We start from the raw sequence: 19,322 nt of genomic DNA, 5'->3' as shown, positions 1-19,322 counted from the left end.
GTGGCTGCTGAACGGTTGCTGAACGGGCGGGGACTGCAAGGCCTGCTATGCCGCCGGCCGGGAAAGCTCCGCCGGAAGGGGCACTAAACTGGTCTGGTGACTTCCCCGGACCAGCCGGCCCATTCCGAGCCCGCGAACACTAGCCTAGCCAATCGTTATGGTGCTAAAAAGCGCCGGCTCTCCCCTGCCGCCAGGCGCACTATCGGAGGCGCCGCGCTGGCCGCGGGGATCGGTTTTATGGCCTGGGTTTCCACGTCGAATTCCCTCACCGAGGTGAGCTTCAAGGACATCGGCTATGTCACCACGGACGCCACGCTGGCCGAGGTGGACTTCCAGGTGACCCGGGAACCTGGAACCTTCGTGCAGTGCGCCATCAAGGCGCTGGATTCCAAATACGCCGTGGTGGGGTGGAAGGTTGTGGACATTCCTCCTTCGGAGGCAGATGGAACAGCCGACGGCGGGCGGACAGTCTCGCAGCGGGTCCCGGTCAGGACCGAGTCACAGTCCGTATCCGGCGTGGTGGACAGCTGCTGGATTCCCGGTGACTCCGGGCAGAAGATGTGATGCGCGCCGCTTGCTTGTTGGGTTAAATCCACAGGATTGACTACAATGGAGCAATACCTTTACCCCGCTGAGCTGGTTACTGTTCCACAAGTGGCCACCGTGGCGGGGTCTTTTGCATGTAGGACCATTAGAGGAGAAGTCCGTGTCTACCACCAACAGCGCAGCTGCAGCCTGGCTTACCCAGGAAGCTTTTGACCGCCTGAAGGCAGAGCTGGACCACCTTTCCGGCGCCGGCCGGGCGGAGATCGTCCAGAAAATTGAATCAGCCCGGCAAGAGGGTGACCTCAAGGAAAACGGCGGCTACCACGCGGCCAAGGAGGAGCAGGGCAAGATCGAGGCCCGTATCCGCCAACTGACGGCCCTGCTTCGGGACGCCCACGTTGGCGAGTCTCCGGCAGATGACGGAATCGTGGAGCCCGGCATGATCGTCGTCGCCAGGATTGCCGGTGACGAAGAAACCTTCCTGCTCGGTTCCCGCGAGATCGCGGGCGATTCCGATCTTGACGTCTTCAGCGAGAAGTCTCCGCTGGGTGCCGCCATCCTTGGGCACAAGGAAGGCGACACGTTGAGCTACACGGCGCCCAACGGCAAGGACATCAAAGTGGAGATCCTTTCCGCCAAGCCGTACGCGGCATAGGCGCAGGCCTTAAAGAAACGCTGGCCGTCCGGAAGGACGGCCAGCGTTTCACTTTAATGGGGAAGGCTCCGGGCGGAGGTCAGAACCTGGTGTCTGCTGCATCTTTGCGCGGCCGCAGGAGCAGCGCGGCCACCACTCCCCCGGCTGCGCCGCCGAGATGTGCCTGCCAGGAGACGAAGCCCGAAACCAGCGGGAGGACGCCGAGCAGGATGCTGCCGTAGCCCATAAACAGCACAACGGCCAGCAGGATCTGCCGCCAGCTGCGGTTGAAAAAGCCCCGGACCAGCAGGAAAGAGAACAGTCCGAAGACCAGGCCGGAAGCGCCCACGGTGATGCCGCCGTTCCCGATCAGCCAGACCGTCAGCCCCGATCCGAGCCAGCTGAAGGCCAACGCCGTCAGGAAGACCCGGAGTCCGGAGAGGAAGACCAGGAAGCCGAAAATTACCAGCGGCAGGCTGTTGGACAGCAAGTGGTTCAGGTTGGCGTGCAGGAGCGGGAAGGTGAAGATGTCCAGCAGCCCGTCGGCGCTTCTGGGCCGCAGGCCGAACGTGCGGTTCAGCGAACGCAGCATCAGCGCGTTGAACAGTTCTATGGCGAACAGGAGAGCCACAAAGCCGCCCAGCACCAGCAGTCCGCCTTTTGCCCGGGCGGCAATGGTCCGCCGCTCCCAGCCTCCGCTTCCCGTCACTCCGGCCATGGCGCGTCCTAGTGCACCACGATCGGCTGGAAACCCTCGGCGCGGAGCGCGCCCAGGACCTGCTCGCAGTGCTCGTGGCCCTTGGTTTCCAGGTTGACGGTGATGGAGACGTCGCCCATGCTGATCGACCCGCCCACCCGGGTATGGTCCAGCCCGGTGACGTTTGCGTCGTTCTCGGCGATGATCCGGGCGATGGTGGCAAGCGAACCCGGCCTGTCGTCCAGCATCATGCGGACGGTCATGTAACGTCCAGCGGCGGAGAGACCCCGCTGGATGACTTTAAGCATCAGCATGGGGTCGATGTTGCCGCCCGAGAGGACCACGGCCGTGGTGCCCGGGTTCTCGATCTTGCCGTCCATAAGTGCGGCCACACCTACAGCGCCCGCAGGCTCCACCACCATCTTCGCGCGCTCCAGGAGGAAAATCAGCGCACGCGCGAGGGAGTCTTCGCTGACCGTTACGACGTCGTCCACCAGTTCACGGATGATGCTGAAGGGAAGCTGCCCCGGGCGGCCGACGGCAATGCCGTCGGCCATGGTGGACACCTTTTTCAACGGAACGAGTGCATCGGCAGCGAGCGAGGGCGGGTATGCGGCGGCATTTTCCGCCTGCACGCCGATGATACGGATCTCCCGGCCCAGTTCCCGGGCCCGGGCTTTGATGGCGACGGCGACACCCGCCAGGAGTCCCCCACCGCCTACGCCCATCAGCACGGTGTCCACGTTGGGTACCTGCTCCAGGATTTCGAGTCCCAGCGTGCCTTGGCCTGCGACGACGTCCACGTTGTCGAACGGGTGGACGAAGACAGTTCCGGTTTCGTTGCTGTAGCGCTGGGCTTCGGCGAGCGCTTCGTCGACATTGTGCCCGTGCAGGATAACTTCTGCCCCGTGGCTGCGGGTGGCAGCCAGTTTCGGCAGGGCTACTCCCAGGGGCATGTAGATGCGGGCTTTGATCCCGAGGCTCTTGGCTGCTACGGCCACACCCTGGGCGTGGTTGCCTGCGGACGCGGCCACTACGCCGCGCTTTTTCTCTTCCGGGGACAGCCGCGCCATCCGCACGTAGGCGCCGCGGACCTTGAAAGATCCCGCCCGCTGGAGGTTTTCGCACTTGAAGTAGACGTCCCCGCCGACGAGGGCACCCAGCGCCCGTGATGATTCCACCGGCGTCCGCGCAATAATCCCGTCGAGCAGCTTCTGCGCCTCCAGGACATCGTCCAGCGTGACGGGAAGGGTTTCAAGGATGTTCACGGACTAATCTCCTCTGGATTTCGGCCCTGGCGCCGCGTCGTTGGAACGGGCGCCAGGTTGTTCTGCGTCGGTGCTGGCTGCGGCGTCCTTGCCGCCTTTGAGGGCGTCCGGCGGGTCAACACGCCTAATGGTGTTGTCCGGGCCGGGGCCGGCAGCCACCGAGCCTGCAGGTGATGCCAACACCTGTTCATGTTCCCACGTTCTGGCGGCGATGTAGCGAACGGCCGAATTTGCGACGGCGAGAATGGGCACCGAGAACAGCGCTCCCGGAATTCCGGCCAGGTAGGAACCGGCCGCTACCGAGAGGATCACTGCCACCGGATGCAGGGCCACCGCCTTGCCCATCACGAGTGGCTGAAGGATGTGGCTCTCCAGCTGCTGGACCAGCAGCACGATGCCGAGCATGACCAGGGCATTGATGGGGCCGTTGGCTACCAGCGCGAGCAGTACCGCAATTGCGCCGGTCACCAGGGCACCGACGATCGGGATAAACGAACCTATGAACACCAGCACGCTCAGGGGCAGCGCCAGCGGGACGCCGATTATCGCCGCACCCAGGCCAATGCCCACCGCGTCCACAAATGCGACAAACATCTGGATGCGGGCATAGCTGACCATCGAAGCCCAGCCCTTGCGCCCGGCGCCGAACGTCGCCGCCCGCGCCTTCCGGGGCAGCAGCCGGACGAGGAACGCCCAGATTTGGTCGCCCTCGAGCAGGAAAAAGATGAGGACGAAGAGCGCAAGGACCAGTCCCGCAGCGAAATGTCCTGCGCTGCTGCCAAAGGACAGTGCACCGCTGAGGATATTGCTGGTGTTGTCCTGCAGCGCCGTACTGGCCTCCTGCAGGTACTTATCGATCTGGTCGGCCGTCAGGTGGAGGGGCCCCTCGGACAACCAGTTCTGGATCTGCCGGATACCGGTCAGCGCTTCGGACCAGAGTTCCCCAAAGCCCGCGACCAGTTGCCTGCCCACCAGCGCCAGCGATCCGGCGATCAGGCCCAGGAAGCCCACCACCGTGATGGCCACAGCAGCGCCACCCGGGACCCGGCGGCGTTTCAGCCAGCCCACCACCGGGTTCAGGAGGCCGGCCAGGAGGGCGGCGACCATCACCGGGATGATGAGGAAACTGATTCCGCGCAGCAGCCATACCAGGGCGCCGCCCACAAGGAGGATGAGTCCCAGGCGCCAGGCCCATGATGCGGCGATGCGCACTCCGTAGGGAATGTCCTTGTCCAGTTCACGGTCCGTCAGGACGCGCAGTGGCGGATTCCCGCTTGCCGGTGCAGCGGATGGTTGCCGCACGGGAAGTTGAGGGTCGGGCGAAACGGGATCCTCGGCTGGCGTCATAGCCTAATAATTCCCCAGCCGCGGCCCAATGGGAAACTGCTAGCCGGCGGCACCGGAACGGTAGTCAATCCCCCACGACATGGTGAAGGATTCCCCCGGCTGCACCCAGCGGAGGCCGTCGCCGGAGTTGAAGGCGTTGGCGGGACCGGTCATGGGTTCAACAGCCACCGCGCGGCTGCGCCCCGGGTACAGGGTGCTGACATAAACGTGGACGTACTGGCAGGATTCGTCCTGCCAGAGGCTCACCTGCCCTCCGCCCGGAGCCGCCAGAGTGTGCCGCGCCTTGCCCCCTTCGAACTGCAGGCCGGTCAGGGCGACGTCCACGTTCAGCAGTGCAACTTGCAGCCCCGCCCGGAAGTCGGTGTCACCTTGGACGGGTGCGCTGCCGCGGGGAATCAGGCGCTCGTCAGCCAGCAGTTGAGTGTCAGCGGACACGGTCAACACCAATTCCTCCACCGACGTGTCCCCCAGTCGCAGATACGGATGGGCCCCAAGGACAAACGGCGCGGCCTTCTTGGAATCGTTGGCCAACGTCTGGCGGACCTCCAGGCCAAGGTCTTCGGTGAGGAGGTACTGCACCCGGTGGCGCGCCAGGAAGGGGTAACCGTGCTGGGGAAAAATGGTGGCCTCGAGCGTAACCGAATGTTCGGACTCATCAACCAGCGCGTAGGAGGCGTTGCGGAGGAGCCCGTGGCTTGCGTTGTTGCGTGCCACCTCGGTGATGGCCAACTGCTGCTTCTTGCCGTCCAGGAACCACGTGCCGTCTTCAACGCGATTGGCCCACGGCGCAAGCGTGATCCCTGACCCGCCAGGCGGGATTTCGTCGTCGCCGTACGTTTCCGTCAGCTGGACGCCGGACCTGCTGAACAATCGAAGTCCGGCGGCCAGTTCGGTGACCACTGCCAAGGCGTCTCCCCGGCGGAGTTCGTACTGCCGGCCGGTCGCATACGCCCGGTAGCCTGAAGCGACGCTGGTTTCGTGGGGTGTATCGGAAGTCATGAGCAATACCGTACAGCGCGGCCCGGCTGCATGCACTGCAGACTTGTTGCATTTTGTTAGTTTCTATTCCTTTTTGAGCGAACCATGGCACAATAGTGTTAAGTTACGGCGATACCAACAGGACGGGTTTCATGACGGGAATTACCAGCACCAGGCTCTCCGACGGCAGGGAGCTGATCTATTTCGACGATGCCCATGCCCTCAAAGCGCGCACCGCTGACACCATCACTGACCACCGTGCCCTGCCTCCCAGGGGCGAACCGGGTGAAGTCCGTTTCGATGCCCTCACCGATGAATGGGTGGCGGTAGCAGCCCACCGCCAAAGCCGCACCCACCTCCCGCCCGCAGACCAGTGCCCCATCTGCCCCACCACGGCCAGCAATCCATCGGAGATCCCGGCTGACGACTACGACGTCGTGGTGTTCGAAAACCGCTTCCCGTCCCTGGGTCCCGCTCTCGGCACCGTGCCCGCGGAAGCGGCTTGGGGAACAACGGGCCCGGCTTACGGCCGCTGCGAAGTGGTGGCGTTCACCCCGGCGCACACCGGGTCCTTCAGTGGCCTGAGTGAAGCCCGCTCCCGCACAGTGATTGAGGCATGGGCACAGCGCACCGCTGCCCTGAGCGCCCTCCCGGGCATCAAACAGGTCTTCCCTTTTGAGAACCGGGGCGCGGATATCGGCGTCACTCTGCACCATCCCCACGGCCAGATCTATGCCTACCCGTATGTGACCCCGCGCGCCGGCGTCCTCGGCGCCGCTGCCCGGAAGTTCTTCGACGCGGCGGACGGCCGTGAAACTCTCACCGGCTCACTGCTGCGCTCTGAACGCGAGGACGGCAGCCGGATGGTCATGGAAGGCGAAAACTTCAGCGCCTACGTCCCGTTTGCGGCGCGCTGGCCGCTCGAGATCCACCTGGTTCCCCACCGCCAGGTTCCGGATCTGGCGGCACTGAGCGGGGAGGAAAAGGATGAACTGGCCCACGTCTACCTTGATCTGCTCAAGCGGCTGGATGCCCTCTACCCCACACCCACGCCGTACATCTCCGCTTGGCACCAGGCCCCGCTGGACGCACTGCTGCGTCCCGCAAGCTATCTCCACCTCCAGCTGACTTCGCCGCGGCGTGCCGCCGACAAGCTCAAGTTCCTCGCGGGGTCGGAGGCAGCCATGGGAGCCTTTATCAATGACACCACCCCGGAAAGTGTGGCGGAGCGCCTGCGCAATGTCACCGTTCCAGCGTCAACACCCTCCCCGGCTGCCTTTCGGGCAGCCCTGCCCGAAGGAGCCCCCGCTTGAGTGCCGCATCTGACCCGTTGACCGCACCGGAAAGCACTGCTGTCGAAGACCTCGCCGCCCGGTTTACCCGGGAGTTCGGCGGGGTTGCGGCGGGAGTCTGGCAGGCGCCGGGGCGGGTGAACCTTATCGGGGAACACACGGACTACAACGAGGGTTTTGTCCTGCCTTTCGCCATCGACCGGACAGCCCGCGTGGCGGTAGCCGTCCGCCCTGACAACACCGTGCGGCTCTTGTCCACCTACGGAGACCAGGGCGTGGTGACCGTGCCGCTGGATTCCCTGCAGCCTGGTTCGGCCAAGGGCTGGACCAAATATCCGCTGGGCGTTATGTGGGCGCTCCGGCAGCGGGGCATCGATGTTCCGGGCGTTGACCTGCTGCTGGACTCGAACGTCCCGCTGGGCGCTGGGCTTTCCTCCTCCCACGCCATCGAGTGCGCCGTCATCTCCGCATTGAACGAACTGACCGGCGCAGGGCTGGAAGCCGAGGACATGGTCCTTGCAACACAGCAGGCCGAAAACGACTTCGTGGGTGCGCCCACGGGAATCATGGACCAGTCCGCCTCGTTGCGGGGGTCAAAGGGCCACGCCGTGTTCCTGGACTGCAGGGACCAGCACGTCAGCCTGGTTCCGTTCGAGACGGGACCAGCGGACCTGGTGATGCTGGTGATCGATACCAAAGTGTCCCATTCGCATGCGGACGGCGGCTACGCTTCGCGCCGGGCATCCTGCGAGCTGGGAGCTGAGGTTTTGGGAGTGAAGGCACTGCGTGACATGCAGGTGGCCGATCTTGAGGAGGCAGCCGGGCTTTTGGACGAAGTGACGTTCCGCCGGGTGCGCCACGTGGTCACCGAGAATGACCGCGTCCTCCAGACTGTGGACCTCCTCACGGGCGAGGGGCCGGCAGCGATCGGCCCCCTGCTGGACGCGAGCCACGCCTCCATGCGCGATGACTTTGAAATCTCCTGCCCCGAACTGGACCTGGCCGTAGAGGCTTCGCGCGCGAATGGAGCCATTGGTGCCCGGATGACCGGCGGCGGGTTTGGCGGCGCCGCCATTGCGCTCACTCCGGTCGGCGCGGAGCAAAAGGTGCGCGACGCCGTCGTCCAGGCTTTCGCCGGTGCCGGTTTCACCGCACCTGACATCTTTACGGTGACGCCGGCGGCGGGCGCCATGCGGATCGCCTAGGTCCGAAACAACGGCTGAGGGCCCCACCGGAAGGTGGGGCCCTCAACTTTTGCGGCTTTACTGCAGGAGGCGTCCGACGGCGGGACGCCGCTTTTTGCGGTTAGTCGTCCCCGCGCAGGATGGCGAGCAGGCGGATGATTTCCACGTACAGCCACACGAGGGTGACGGTGAGGCCGAAGGCCGCCGTCCACGAGAAGCGCTGCGGAGCGCCGCTGCGGACGCCCGCTTCGATGCTGGTGAAGTCCATGATCAGCGAGAAGGCTGCGAGGCCAATGGCAAGCAGGCCGATGAAAACACCCAGCGGGATGCCGAAGATTTCGACCTCGGTGCGCAGGCCGAAAGGCGACTGGACCGCGCCGGTCCACATCATCACCATGTTGATCAGCGCAAAGACCGCGTAGCCGATGACAGCGATCATAAAGAACCGCATGGCCTTGGGCGTGGCGCGGACCTTGCCGCTCTTGAACAGAACGAGGGTCACGGCGAACACGGACAGGGTGCCGATCACTGCCTGCAGGCCAACGCCCGGGAACTGCGCATCGAGGATACGGGTCAGGCCGCCGAGGAAGAGGCCTTCCAGGCCGGCGTAAGCCAGGATGAGGGCCGGTGAAGGCTGCTTTTTGAAAGTGTTGACCAGTGCCAGGACGAAGCCGCCGAGGGCGCCGACAATCATCAGCAGCGCTGCGAGGCCCATGCTGACGAACATGGTGACGGCGGCACCGGCAACCACGACGCCAAGGCAGGCCGCCGTCTTGACGATGACGTCGTCGAACGTCATCCGGCCGGTGTCAGCCGGACCCGCCGCAGGCTGGTTGTACATCTGCTGCAGCTGGGCGTCGGTCATGGGCTGCTGTCCGTAGCCCTGCTGGCCGTAAGGAGCCTGGCCATACGGCTGCTGGCCGTAAGGAGCCTGGCCATACGGAGCCTGCGGGACAGGCGGTGCCTGGGTGGCTCCACGGAAGCTTTTTCCGTTGAAGATCGGGTTGCCGCCAAGTGCCATTGCGGGATTCCTCCATTGATGGGATGTGTTTGTGAACCTTATGGTTTACGCTACCAATTTTCACGTCGCGGCACTGCTAAAAGTTCCCTGCTGCTGCGGGTGCAACCCAACCGTGACGTGCTGAAACCGCGCTGGGGTTGGGTGACTAGAGCTCACCAGGCGGTTCAGCCGTCCGGGAAGCACCGTGGCTCAACAAAGGTTTCCTCCTGCTCTCCCACGGCTTCGGCCCCACGGTACAGCGCAGTTGTTACCTGATCGCTATGCTGACGCCTCCAATCAGGGCATTTATAGGTTCTCCCGCGCTGTAGCATAAGCCAAGCAGGGTGACGGAACTCACATGCGTGACGGGTGCAGGGCGTTATGGCACTATCCCAGCCCTGCATCCGTTCGCAGCGGCTGCAATGGCGCAGCCGAGACCGCCCCCAAGTGGAGGTTTTCAATTTGAGAAGTACATCCCAAGGCCTGCCGGCCGGAGGACGCCGCGGGTTGCTAAGACTATTGGGAGCCATCAGCGCCTCCATCCTGGCAATCCTCCTCGTGGCGGCCCCGGCATCCCAGGCCACTTCCCCCTCACCGACACCATCCCCGTCGAACCAAACCTTCCAGAACAACATCAGCGGATTTCTCCGTGACGATACCCGTGCACCGCTGGCGGACGTGACCATCACCGCCAAGAGCGGCGACTTCACCGGTACCGCCAAGTCGTCCGCCAACGGGTCCTGGAGCATTGGGGTGCCCGAGCAGGGGACCTACACGGTGGAACTGGACGAATCAACCCTGCCTGAGGGCATTACCCTGGCCGAGGGCCAGGAGAATCCCCGTGACGTCACGTTCAGCCAGACGTCCAATCTGTCGGTCATCTTCGCCTTCGGCAAAGGCATCGTGGTCCAGGAGCAGGACTTCGGCCAAAACCTGCTCAACCGGCTCGTGGCGGGATTGAGTTTTGGGTTGCTGCTGGCGCTGGCGTCCGTAGGCCTCTCGCTCATCTTCGGTACTACGGGACTGACCAACTTCGCCCACGGCGAGATGGTCACCCTCGGTGCGGTACTGGTGTTCGCCTTCAATGCGATCGGCCTTCCGTTCTGGCTGGCCATCGTCCTTTCCCTGCTAGGCGGCGGGTTGTTCGGCTATGTCCAGGACAGGGGGCTGTGGCGGCCCCTGCGGCGCCGGGGCACGAGCCTGGTGCCCATGATGATCGTCAGTATCGGCCTTGCCCTTGCCGTCCGGTATGTCATCCAGTTCTTCTTCGGCGGGGCCACCCAACAGCTGCCGTTCGCCCAAAGCCCTGAGATCCAGCTCGGCCCGGTATCCATATCACCCAACAACCTCTGGTCCCTGGGCATCAGCGCGGTGGTCATCGCCCTGATCGGCATCGTGCTGCTGAAAACCAGGCTGGGCAAAGCCACCCGCGCAGTGGCGGACAACCCCGCCCTCGCTGCGGCGTCGGGAATCGACGTCGACGGCGTGGTCCGGCTGGTCTGGATCACCGGCGGCATGCTGGCGTCGCTCGGCGGCATCCTCTGGGCCTATTACCGTCCAGGCGTCACGTTCGACATGGGCTCCGCCATCCTGCTGCTGATCTTTGCCGGCGTAACCCTCGGCGGGCTCGGCACCGTGTTCGGCGCCCTGATCGGTTCAATCATCGTCGGTATCTTTGTGGAGCTGACCACCGTGTTCGGCCTCGCTGCCGACCTCAAATATGTGGGAGCCCTGTTCATCATGATCGTTGTCCTCTTGTTCCGGCCGCAGGGAATCCTGGGCCGACGCGAGCGCGTGGGTTAGGAGACAGCCATGGACTTTGGATTCATTCTTGCCAGTGCCGCCACTGAGATTTTCAGCCCGACGACGGCCGCCTACGCCTTGGCCGCACTCGGCCTCGCGGTACATTTCGGGTACTCAGGGCTGCTCAACTTCGGGCAGGCGGGCTTTATGGCCGTGGGCGCCTATGGCTTCGCGATCTCCACCCTAAGCTTCGGCGTGCCGTTCTTCGTGGGGCTGCTGATTGCCGTCATTGCTTCAGCCATTTTTGCGCTGCTGCTTGGCATCCCCACCCTGAGGCTCCGCGCCGACTACCTGGCAATCGTCACCATTGCGGCGGCCGAAATCGTGCGGTACATCGTCACCACCAACCAGCTCACTTCGGTCACCGGATCGGCCAACGGCCTGGCGGCCTTCGAAGGCGGGTTCTACTCCATGAACCCGTTCCCTGAAGGCTCCTACTTCGGCATGAACAACCGTGACTTCTTTATCCGCGTGGTGGGATGGGCGCTGGTGGTCATCTGCTGCACGCTTGTGTGGCTGTTGATGCGCAGCCCTTGGGGCCGGGTGCTCAAAGGCATCCGCGAAGACGAGAACGCCGTACGTTCGCTGGGCAAGAACGTCTACGCGTACAAGATGCAGGCCCTTATCATCGGCGGCGTGCTGGGCGCCCTCGCCGGCATGGTCTTCACCCTTCCCCGCGGAGCGGTGCAGCCGGCAAACTACGGAACGGAACTTACGTTCTTCCTCTATACCTGCCTCCTGCTTGGTGGCATGGCCACGGTCCTCGGACCGGTCATCGGCGCCATGATCTTCTGGGTGGTCCTCTCCTTGACCCAGGGGATCCTCTATGGCCTGATCGAATCAGGTGCCGTTACGTGGCTTAACACGGTCCAGGCCGGGCAGCTGCGCTACATCCTGGTTGGCGTCGCCCTCATGCTGCTGATGATCTTCAGGCCGCAGGGCGTCTTCGGAAACAAGAAGGAGCTGGCGTTCGCATGAGCAAGCACAGTGAAGAAATCACCACCCCACGGGCCGGGGAACCGGACTACATGACGGACACCCGTCCCATAGCTGCCGGCGAGACCGCTCCCGGGTGCAAGAAGCGGGACCCTATCGTCGTGGCTGAAAACGTCACCCGAAGCTTCGGCGGCATCAATGCGGTGGACGTTGAGTACCTCGAGATCCCCCGCCACAAGATCACTGCACTCATCGGCCCCAACGGAGCCGGCAAAACCACTCTCTTCAACCTGCTGACGGGTTTTGATACGCCCAACAGCGGCAAGTGGCAGTTCGAAGGCCAGAGCCTGGCCGGGGTGTCCCCCTACAAGGTGGCGCGGATGGGAATGGTGCGCACGTTCCAGCTCACCAAGGTCATGGGCAAGCTCACGGTGATGGAGAACATGCGCCTCGGCGCGGCAAACCAGCCCGGTGAGAGCCTCGCGAAGGCGCTGTTCAAAGGCATCTGGGGCGGCAGGGAAAAGCAAATTACCGCCGAAGCAGATGTCCTGCTGGAGAAGTTCAAGCTCGACGCCAAAAAGGACGACTACGCGGCTTCCCTTTCAGGCGGGCAGCGCAAGCTCCTGGAGATGGCACGCTCCCTCATGGTCCGGCCCAAGCTTGTGATGCTAGATGAGCCCATGGCAGGTGTTAACCCCGCGTTGACGCAGTCCCTGCTGGACCACATCAAGAACCTCAAAGCCGAAGGCATGACGGTGCTCTTCGTCGAACACGACATGCACATGGTCCGGCACATCGCCGACTGGGTGGTGGTTATGGCTGAAGGAAAGGTAGTTGCAGAAGGTCCTCCCGGGGAGGTCATGAAAAACCCCGCAGTCATCGACGCTTACCTGGGCGCCCACCACGACGTTGACCTTGGAGACTCCGAGGGCATCAAGGAGCTGGCAGCGGAACTCGTCGCTGACGAGGAATCCATCGTTGGAACAGAAAATGCGGGCATCATCGCGGTGGACGTAGTGGCGGCAGAGGGCGGCGAACCTTCCCGCAGCGACGACGGCGGGCCACAACGCGATCAATCCCGCGGCCGTCACGGAAGCACGGAGACCGGCAGCACAGAACAGGATACCCAATGAGCAGCACCAGCACGGCACCCGCCGCACAGCCAGTCAGCGACAGCGACTCGGTGGTTAAGGTCACCGACCTTGTGGCCGGTTACCTTCCCGGGGTCAACATCCTGAACGGCTGCAGCATCGAGGCCCGCAAAGGCGAACTGATCGGCATCATCGGGCCCAACGGAGCCGGCAAGTCCACACTGCTGAAAGCGATGTTCGGCCTCGTCAAGGTCCATTCCGGAACAGTGATTGTGCGTGGGCAAGACATCACCGGGCTGAAAGCGAACAAACTCGTGTCCCGGGGCGTGGGTTTCGTTCCGCAAACCAACAACGTGTTCGCCACCCTGACCATCGAGGAAAACCTGCAGATGGGCATGTTCCAGCGGCCCAAGGACTTCGCGGAGCGGTTCGACTTCGTCACCGGCCTGTTTCCTGAACTCGGCAAGCGCCGCGCCCAGCGGGCCGGCTCCCTCTCGGGCGGCGAGCGCCAGATGGTTGCCATGGGCAGGGCACTGATGATGGATCCGGCGGTGCTGCTGCTCGACGAGCCGTCCGCGGGCCTTTCCCCCGTCAAGCAGGACGAAACCTTCCTGCGTGTCCACGAGATCAACCGCGCCGGCGTCTCGGTGATCATGGTGGAACAGAACGCCCGGCGGTGCCTCCAGATCTGCGACCGGGGCTACGTCCTGGACCAGGGCAGGGATGCCTACACCGGCACGGGACGCGAACTCATGAAGGACCCCAAGGTCATTCAGCTCTATCTGGGCACGCTCGCCGATACGGTCGAGTAAAACAATAGGCCACATACAAAGAGCCCCTGTCCGGCTGGACAGGGGCTCTTTGGTGTATCAGGAGTAGAGATTACAGCTTGCCGAACTCCGACTGGAGGGGCTTGAGCTTGTTGTCGTTGGTGTACTCGTAGATGCCGATGTAGGCCTCGGTCGGGTCACCGGCGTCGGAGAACGTCACGGGGCCGGACTGGCCGTCGTAATCGATGTCCTTGCCCTCGCGCAGCAGGGTGACGCAGGAGGGGAAGCTGGAGCACTTCTCCCCGGCCTCCGAGACTCCCTTGAGCTGCTTGGCGATTTCAGGGCCGCTGGTGCTTCCGGCAGCTTCAGCCGCCAGCGCGATCAGGTTCACGGCATCGTAGGATTCACCACCGTAGGTGAAGTCCTTCAGCGCCGGGTCCACCTCAAGAAGCTTCTTGGTGAAGGATTCGTTGGCAAACGTTCCCGGGAAGGTGCCGTGGGCTCCGAGCATGGTGCCTGCCTGGAAGTCCTTGCTGTAATCCGAGGTGTTGCCGTCCACCAGGAACATCTGGGTGGGCTTTACGCCCTTGCCGGTCATCAGCGGCACGATGCTCTTGGCCTGGTCGAAAGTGATCAGGGCGATGGCATCGGGCTTGGCTGCGATGACCTTGTCCACCTGGCTGCTGAACTGGGTATCGCCTTCGTTAAAGAGCTCCTCGGCGACGACCTTGCCACCGGCTGACTCGAAGGCTGCCTTGATGTTGGTCGCGAGCCCGGTGCCGTAGGCGTCATTCAGGACGATCATGCCGACCGTCTGGGCGCCACAGGTGGCCATGTAGTTGCCCAGGACCTTGCCCTGGAGGACGTCGGACGGCGCTGTGCGCCAGTACAGGCCCTTGTCATCCCACGTGGTGAAGTCCGGTGAGGTGTTGGCGGGAGAGAACTGGAGAACGTTGGCGCCCGTGATCTGGTTGATGACCGTCTTGGAGACGCCGGAGGACGCTGCACCAATGATGGCGTTGACGCCCTGGCCGAGCAAAGCTGCTGTGGACTGGGTTGCAATGTCCGTCTTGGTGTCACCGGAGTCGCGGTGTACCACTTCAACAGGCTTACCGAGGACGCCACCGGCGTCGTTGACTTCCTTGACACCGAGGTTAACACCGGCGATTTCCGGCGGGCCGAGGTACGCCAGCGAGCCCGTGGTGGGCAGGAGGGAGCCGAGCTTCAGCGGAGTCTCCGTTGTGCCCTTGGACGGTGGGACCGCGCCGCCCGCGCCAGTGGGCTGGGCGGTGCTTCCACCGGTGGAGCCGGGGGCAGGGCAGGCAATTCCTGCCGCCGAACCGGTGGCGGTTTCGGACGCCGTGGGTGTGGACGAACCGCCGCAAGCCGTTGCCATAAAGGCGACGCCGATGCCAAGCACTGTCAGCTTGGCAACGCGGGTTCCCGCCTGGGGGAATAAAGTCATTTACGAGCTCCTCGATCTAAAGGTGCGAACGGCCTTTGACACGAAAAATCAGGTGTTCCTGATTTAGCTTCAAGCTAGTGCATATCCAGGGCGAAGATAAGTGACTGAGGTCACATCCTTATAACAGTCGTTGCATATGTGGAATTAAATGCGGGAAGCCGCCCGCGCTGCGGACGGCTTCCTCTGTCGCCCGGCGCCCTGCGCCAGGTTCTGCCAAGTACCCCAGGTGGGACTCGAACCCACAACACGCGGATTTTAAGTCCGCTGCCTCTGCCAATTGGGCTACTGGGGCAACGGCTCCATGGTATCCCGTCAGAGGCGCGTGAACGGTTCGGCATACCGGAAGGTCCCCCGGACCCCGCCATGCCACAGGGCGAGCGGCAGAAGCTGGAAATAATCGCCCCATGCCTCCTCCGGCGGGAGCACACCCATCGTGGCTGCCGGGACGAACCCGAAGCGGGAGTAGTAGTCGGGGCTGCCCAGCAGTGCGATGCCGATTTCCCCCGCAGCGTTGGCCCTCTCGATGCTCTCCTTCATCAGGGCTGAGCCGATGCCCTGCCTTTGAAGCCGCGGCGTGACTCCGAGAGGACCGAGGCCCAAAAGTTCCCGGTCCCCCGCCCACCCGCGGGTGCTGATCACGTGCCCCACCACCTGGCCGTCAAGGACCGCAACGACGCTGAACCCGGGGAGGTACTCCTCGGCGTCAAAGAGCTCCCGAAGCACGTTGACTTCAACCGGTTCCCCGTCCGCCGGGAGCCCGGTGGCCGGCGAGATGGCGAAAGCGTCGGCTGTCAGGGCAAGGATCGCGTCCCGGTCGGCTGGAGTCTCGTCGCGCAGCACCAGCCCGGGCAGGGGCTGCTTCCCATGATCCTGAACCTGCCCCCGCCCGGAGAGTTCAGCCAGCACCCCAAGGGCGCGTCCGGCGTCGGCCACCGGTACGAGCAGATGGTCGTGATGGAACCCGGCCAGGACGTTGCAGCTGATCCTTGCATCCGTGAGGGCCCTGCTGACGGCGGCAGTCAATCCGACGGCTTCCAGTGCCGAGTGGATCTGCAACGTGATCCACGCGGCGACGAAGTCGTAGGACAGCCCTTGCTTGTCCGCCTCGGCACGGGGCAGGACCACAGTGAGGCCCTCAGCTTCCCTGACCGCCGCCTCGATGCCGGGCGCCAGCGGCCGTCCATGCGGCCACAGGACGTAAACGTATTCGCCCGGCCGCCGCACCGGGTGCATCCCTGCCAGCAGGGCCTGAAGGTTCTTCTCGCCAGTCATGCTGCCCAGTCTAGAAGGCGCGGCAGCGGGCTGCCGGGTAAGCAGCCGCTATCAGGCTGCCGGGTAAACGCAAACGGCGGCCATCCCCGGAAGGGGACAGCCGCCGTCGTGCGCATTAAAGCCGGGCCGGTCTATTTGGCGTTGGCCGTAACCGATTCCTTGGAGTCCACCGCAGTGGAACCGGAGCCGCCGGCCACCGGGGCGGGGGCATCGGCAGCGGGTGCGGCGGCCGGCTTCGGAGCCGGGGTAGCTGCGGCCACGAAGGCACCGCGCGGGTTGTCCAGGTCCATCAGCTGCGTGGTGTCGCGGCCTGCGAAGAAGCTGATGATCCAGTTGAAGATCACCCGGAACTTGCGCTCGAACGTGGGCATGGCCATGCCGTGGTAGCCGCGGTGTGCCAGCCAGGCGAGTCCGCCCTTGAGCCCGATGCTGCCCACAAGATTGATGTTGGCAACGCCCTTCCACTCACCGAAGCCGGCAACAGCGCCCAGGTTCTTGTGCTTGTAGTCCTTCAGCGGCTTGTCCCAGCGGGAGGCCCAAAGGTTCTTGGCGAGGCGCTTCGCCTGGCGGAGCGCGTGCTGGGCGTTGGGGACGCAGGTACCGTCCGGGAGGCCCTTGCCGGTGAGGTCGGGAACGGCGGCGACGTCGCCGGCTGCCCAGGCGTTGTCGATGATGCCTTCATCGCCGGCAACCCGGAGGTCCGGCAGGACGCGGACGCGGCCGCGCGGCTCGAGCGGGAAGTCGGTGGACCGGACCATGGGGTTGGCCTGCACGCCGGCCGTCCACACGAGGGTGTCCGTTTCGAACTCCTGGGCGGGGGTCTTGTCCGGGAGGTTGATGAGCTTGAGCGTGCCCTCAGCGTTGTCCAGGGACGTGTTGAGGAGTACCTCGATGCCGCGGCTGCGGAGGTGCTCCACAACCCATTCGGCCTGCTTGGCGGTAACCTCGGGCATGATCCGGCCCATGGCTTCCACCAGGACGAAGCGGACTTCCTCCTGCTTGATGCGCGGGTTGTTCCGGACGGCGGCCCGGGCAAGGTCCTCCATCTCGGTGATGCACTCGATGCCGGCAAACCCGCCGCCCACCACAACGAAGGTGAGGGCCTTGGCACGCGCCGCGGGATCGGTCATGGTGGAGGCAACTTCGATGCGCTCCAGGACCTTGTTGCGGAGGGCAACAGCTTCCTCGATGGTCTTCAGGCCGATGCCCTTGTCCGCGAGGCCCTTGATGGGGAACGTGCGGGTGATGGCACCTGCCGCCATCACAACGTCGAAGTAGGGAACCTCAAAGTGCGCACCGCCGTCGGCGGGAGCCACCACCGCCGTGCGGTTGGCGTGGTCGATCGAGGTCACTCGGCCCTGGATCAGTTCGGTCTGCTTGAGGTGCTGACGGTGGGAGACCACAGCGTGGCGCGCCTCGATGTTGCCGCCGGCCACCTCGGGCAGGAACGGCTGGTAGGTCATGTAGGGCAGTGGATCCACGAGGGTGACGATGCCACCGGCATTCGCGATCTTCTTCTGCAGTTTGAGTGCTACGTACAGGCCGACGTACCCGCCGCCGACGACGAGTACCCTGGGACGGTCCTGGAGCTCTGGGGTGGTTGCCATAGTTTAAGGATACAGCAGTTTGTGAAAATCTTCACTAACTGCCGGACAGGCTTCCCGCCTCAGGGTTTCCGGGCGGAATCGACGCTGTCCATCACGCCGGTGTCAGGCTCCTCCGCCACCACTCCCGGGCTCCTCGCCGCCCGCCGGAGTTGGACGACGGCTGCCGCGATGATCGCCACGAACAACAGGCTGAAACCGATCACGACGGCGGCGCCGAGGGCAGTGTCCCGCTGCGACGGCGGCTTGGCCGCGGGTACGGTAGCCTCCGGCAAGGTAGGCACGGCGCTAGGGACTTCCGAGGTAGGCAGCGGGGCGGGGGTGGCGAGGTTGCCCCGCCGGTGAACGCGGATCCATTCCGCAATGGAGCCAAGCGGGTTGGCGCCGGCCTCGGGAACGTTGCCCTTCAAGGCCGCCTCGGCATCGAGCACACCGAAGCCGTACAGGGGGTCCTTGCCGGGTGCTCCGGCGTCCTTTGCGGTCGTAACAATCCTGTTGATGACCTGTTTCGCGGACATCTCCGGCCATTTGGACCGGATCAGGGCCGCAACGCCGGAGACAATCGGCGTCGCACCCGAGGTTCCTGCCCATTCCGCATAACTGCCGCCGGGAAGACCGCCCAGCAGGTTTTCAGCGGGCGCCGCAACCCCGATGCTGATTCCCTGGGAGGATGCGTCAACGCTGGCTGCGCCCTTGCGGTCCAGGCCGGCGACGGTGAGGACGCCGGGAATGGTGGCAGGAGCGCCCACCTGCGTGTTGCCACCCACCCGGTTGCCGGCCGCCGCCACGATTACGACGTCTTTTTGCTCGGCGTAGAGGAAGGCGGCGTCCCAGCTTTGCGGCCATTGCGGCGTGGTGCTGCCCAGGGAAATGTTGATGACCTTTGCACCGTTGTCCACCGCCCAGCGGACAGCCTCGGGAATCTGGTCCTGGTCGCTTTTACCTGAGGGATTCGCTGAGCCCAACCAGGTGGAGACCGAAAGGATCTGGGCCTCCGGGGCCACGCCTATGATTCCGTCGGGGGGAAGGGCTGCGGGGCCGGGTGTTGGGCTGGCAGTGGCGTCGGCCGGCTGATGGCCCCTTCCTGCAAGCATGGTGGCCACGAGGGTGCCGTGTTCAGTCTTGGAGCCCACACCTTTTTGGCCATTGGGCTGCCCCGAACCGGAGGCGTCGTAGCCGCCGGCAACAGCTCCCTTAAGGTCGGGATGCTGGGCGTCCACGCCGCTGTCGATGACGGCAACTTTCACGCCGGCGCCCTTGGAAACCTCCCAGGCCTTGGTGATGCCGGACTCGCCCAGCCAGTACTGCTTGTCGCGCCATTCATCTGCGTGGGCTGCCGGGGCGGTGAGAAGACCGGTGACAAGGCAGCCGCCAGCCAGGACCAGCGCGAGCAGTGCTGCGGTGGCCCGTCCAAGGGGTGATCCCATCCCAGTGC

The 19,322-nt window shown here is 64.3% G+C and carries 17 protein-coding genes and 1 tRNA gene; 8 read left to right on the top strand and 10 right to left on the bottom strand.

What is annotated here, in order from left to right:
• Positions 1-96 precede the first annotated feature (96 nt).
• Positions 97-564: a DUF4307 domain-containing protein gene (locus G6R19_RS09205; RefSeq protein ID WP_163164262.1), complete on the top strand. Its 468-nt coding sequence runs from the start codon at positions 97-99 to the stop codon at positions 562-564.
• 142 nt (positions 565-706) lie between these two features.
• Positions 707-1,201: a transcription elongation factor GreA gene (greA, locus tag G6R19_RS09200; RefSeq protein ID WP_163164261.1), complete on the top strand. Its 495-nt coding sequence runs from the start codon at positions 707-709 to the stop codon at positions 1,199-1,201.
• 79 nt (positions 1,202-1,280) lie between these two features.
• On the opposite strand, the gene G6R19_RS09195 is transcribed toward greA, so the two are convergent.
• The 4 genes from G6R19_RS09195 to G6R19_RS09180 are packed head-to-tail and all read right to left on the bottom strand — an operon-like array spanning position 1,281 to position 5,491.
• Complete coding sequence (locus G6R19_RS09195; RefSeq protein WP_163164260.1) at positions 1,281-1,898, bottom strand: rhomboid family intramembrane serine protease; 618 nt, start codon at positions 1,896-1,898, stop codon at positions 1,281-1,283.
• A gap of 8 nt (positions 1,899-1,906) precedes the next feature.
• Entirely contained in the window at positions 1,907-3,145 is a 1,239-nt protein-coding gene (ilvA, locus tag G6R19_RS09190; RefSeq protein WP_163164259.1) for a threonine ammonia-lyase, read from the bottom strand.
• 3 nt (positions 3,146-3,148) lie between these two features.
• On the bottom strand, positions 3,149-4,492 hold the full coding sequence (locus G6R19_RS09185) for an AI-2E family transporter (protein WP_163164258.1): 1,344 nt from the start codon (positions 4,490-4,492) through the stop codon (positions 3,149-3,151).
• Positions 4,493-4,531: 39 nt separating this feature from the next.
• Positions 4,532-5,491, bottom strand: coding sequence for an aldose 1-epimerase family protein (locus G6R19_RS09180; protein WP_163164257.1), 960 nt, complete (start codon positions 5,489-5,491; stop codon positions 4,532-4,534).
• 131 nt (positions 5,492-5,622) lie between these two features.
• Here G6R19_RS09180 and galT point away from each other — a divergent pair, with 131 nt between their 5' ends.
• Both galT and galK read left to right on the top strand, forming a co-directional pair.
• Positions 5,623-6,783, top strand: coding sequence for a galactose-1-phosphate uridylyltransferase (gene galT, locus G6R19_RS09175; RefSeq protein ID WP_163164256.1), 1,161 nt, complete (start codon positions 5,623-5,625; stop codon positions 6,781-6,783).
• Positions 6,780-7,967 carry a galactokinase gene (gene galK, locus G6R19_RS09170; RefSeq protein ID WP_240341818.1) on the top strand — a complete coding sequence of 396 codons (1,188 nt, stop codon included), beginning with the start codon at positions 6,780-6,782 and terminating at the stop codon, positions 7,965-7,967. The genes galT and galK overlap by 4 nt, the downstream gene beginning before the upstream one ends.
• 100 nt (positions 7,968-8,067) lie before the next feature.
• Here galK and G6R19_RS09165 read toward each other — a convergent pair whose 3' ends face one another.
• Complete coding sequence (locus G6R19_RS09165; RefSeq protein WP_163164255.1) at positions 8,068-8,967, bottom strand: Bax inhibitor-1/YccA family protein; 900 nt, start codon at positions 8,965-8,967, stop codon at positions 8,068-8,070.
• Positions 8,968-9,465: 498 nt separating this feature from the next.
• Here G6R19_RS09165 and G6R19_RS09160 point away from each other — a divergent pair, with 498 nt between their 5' ends.
• From G6R19_RS09160 to G6R19_RS09145, 4 genes are read left to right on the top strand one after another with little or no spacing between them, the layout of a single operon-like run.
• Entirely contained in the window at positions 9,466-10,749 is a 1,284-nt protein-coding gene (locus tag G6R19_RS09160; protein ID WP_163164644.1) for a branched-chain amino acid ABC transporter permease, read from the top strand.
• A gap of 9 nt (positions 10,750-10,758) precedes the next feature.
• Positions 10,759-11,727 (top strand): branched-chain amino acid ABC transporter permease, encoded by a 969-nt coding sequence (locus tag G6R19_RS09155; protein ID WP_163164254.1) that lies wholly within the window; start codon positions 10,759-10,761, stop codon positions 11,725-11,727.
• A complete protein-coding gene (locus tag G6R19_RS09150; RefSeq protein WP_205484344.1) occupies positions 11,724-12,818 on the top strand; it encodes an ABC transporter ATP-binding protein in 1,095 nt (364 codons plus the stop codon). Before G6R19_RS09155 ends, G6R19_RS09150 begins: the two co-directional genes overlap by 4 nt.
• A complete protein-coding gene (locus tag G6R19_RS09145; RefSeq protein WP_163164253.1) occupies positions 12,815-13,588 on the top strand; it encodes an ABC transporter ATP-binding protein in 774 nt (257 codons plus the stop codon). Before G6R19_RS09150 ends, G6R19_RS09145 begins: the two co-directional genes overlap by 4 nt.
• Before the next feature lie 70 nt (positions 13,589-13,658).
• On the opposite strand, the gene G6R19_RS09140 is transcribed toward G6R19_RS09145, so the two are convergent.
• The 5 genes from G6R19_RS09140 to G6R19_RS09120 form a co-directional block, all read right to left on the bottom strand.
• The gene (locus G6R19_RS09140) at positions 13,659-15,011 is read right to left on the bottom strand and encodes an ABC transporter substrate-binding protein (protein ID WP_163164252.1); all 1,353 of its coding nucleotides are present in this window, start codon (positions 15,009-15,011) and stop codon (positions 13,659-13,661) included.
• Between the two features lie 218 nt (positions 15,012-15,229).
• Positions 15,230-15,303 (bottom strand) — tRNA-Leu (locus G6R19_RS09135).
• Between the two features lie 20 nt (positions 15,304-15,323).
• The gene (locus G6R19_RS09130; RefSeq protein ID WP_163164251.1) at positions 15,324-16,283 is read right to left on the bottom strand and encodes an N-acetyltransferase; all 960 of its coding nucleotides are present in this window, start codon (positions 16,281-16,283) and stop codon (positions 15,324-15,326) included.
• A 131-nt stretch (positions 16,284-16,414) separates the two neighbouring features.
• Positions 16,415-17,890, bottom strand: coding sequence for an FAD-dependent oxidoreductase (locus G6R19_RS09125; protein ID WP_163164250.1), 1,476 nt, complete (start codon positions 17,888-17,890; stop codon positions 16,415-16,417).
• A 59-nt stretch (positions 17,891-17,949) separates the two neighbouring features.
• A complete protein-coding gene (locus G6R19_RS09120; RefSeq protein WP_163164249.1) occupies positions 17,950-19,314 on the bottom strand; it encodes a S8 family serine peptidase in 1,365 nt (454 codons plus the stop codon).
• Between the last annotated feature and the right edge of the window lie 8 nt (positions 19,315-19,322).

This window comes from Arthrobacter sp. Alg241-R88, assembly GCF_900537115.1.
Lineage (GTDB): Bacteria > Actinomycetota > Actinomycetes > Actinomycetales > Micrococcaceae > Arthrobacter.
This window is presented reverse-complemented; position numbering and strand designations above follow the sequence as displayed.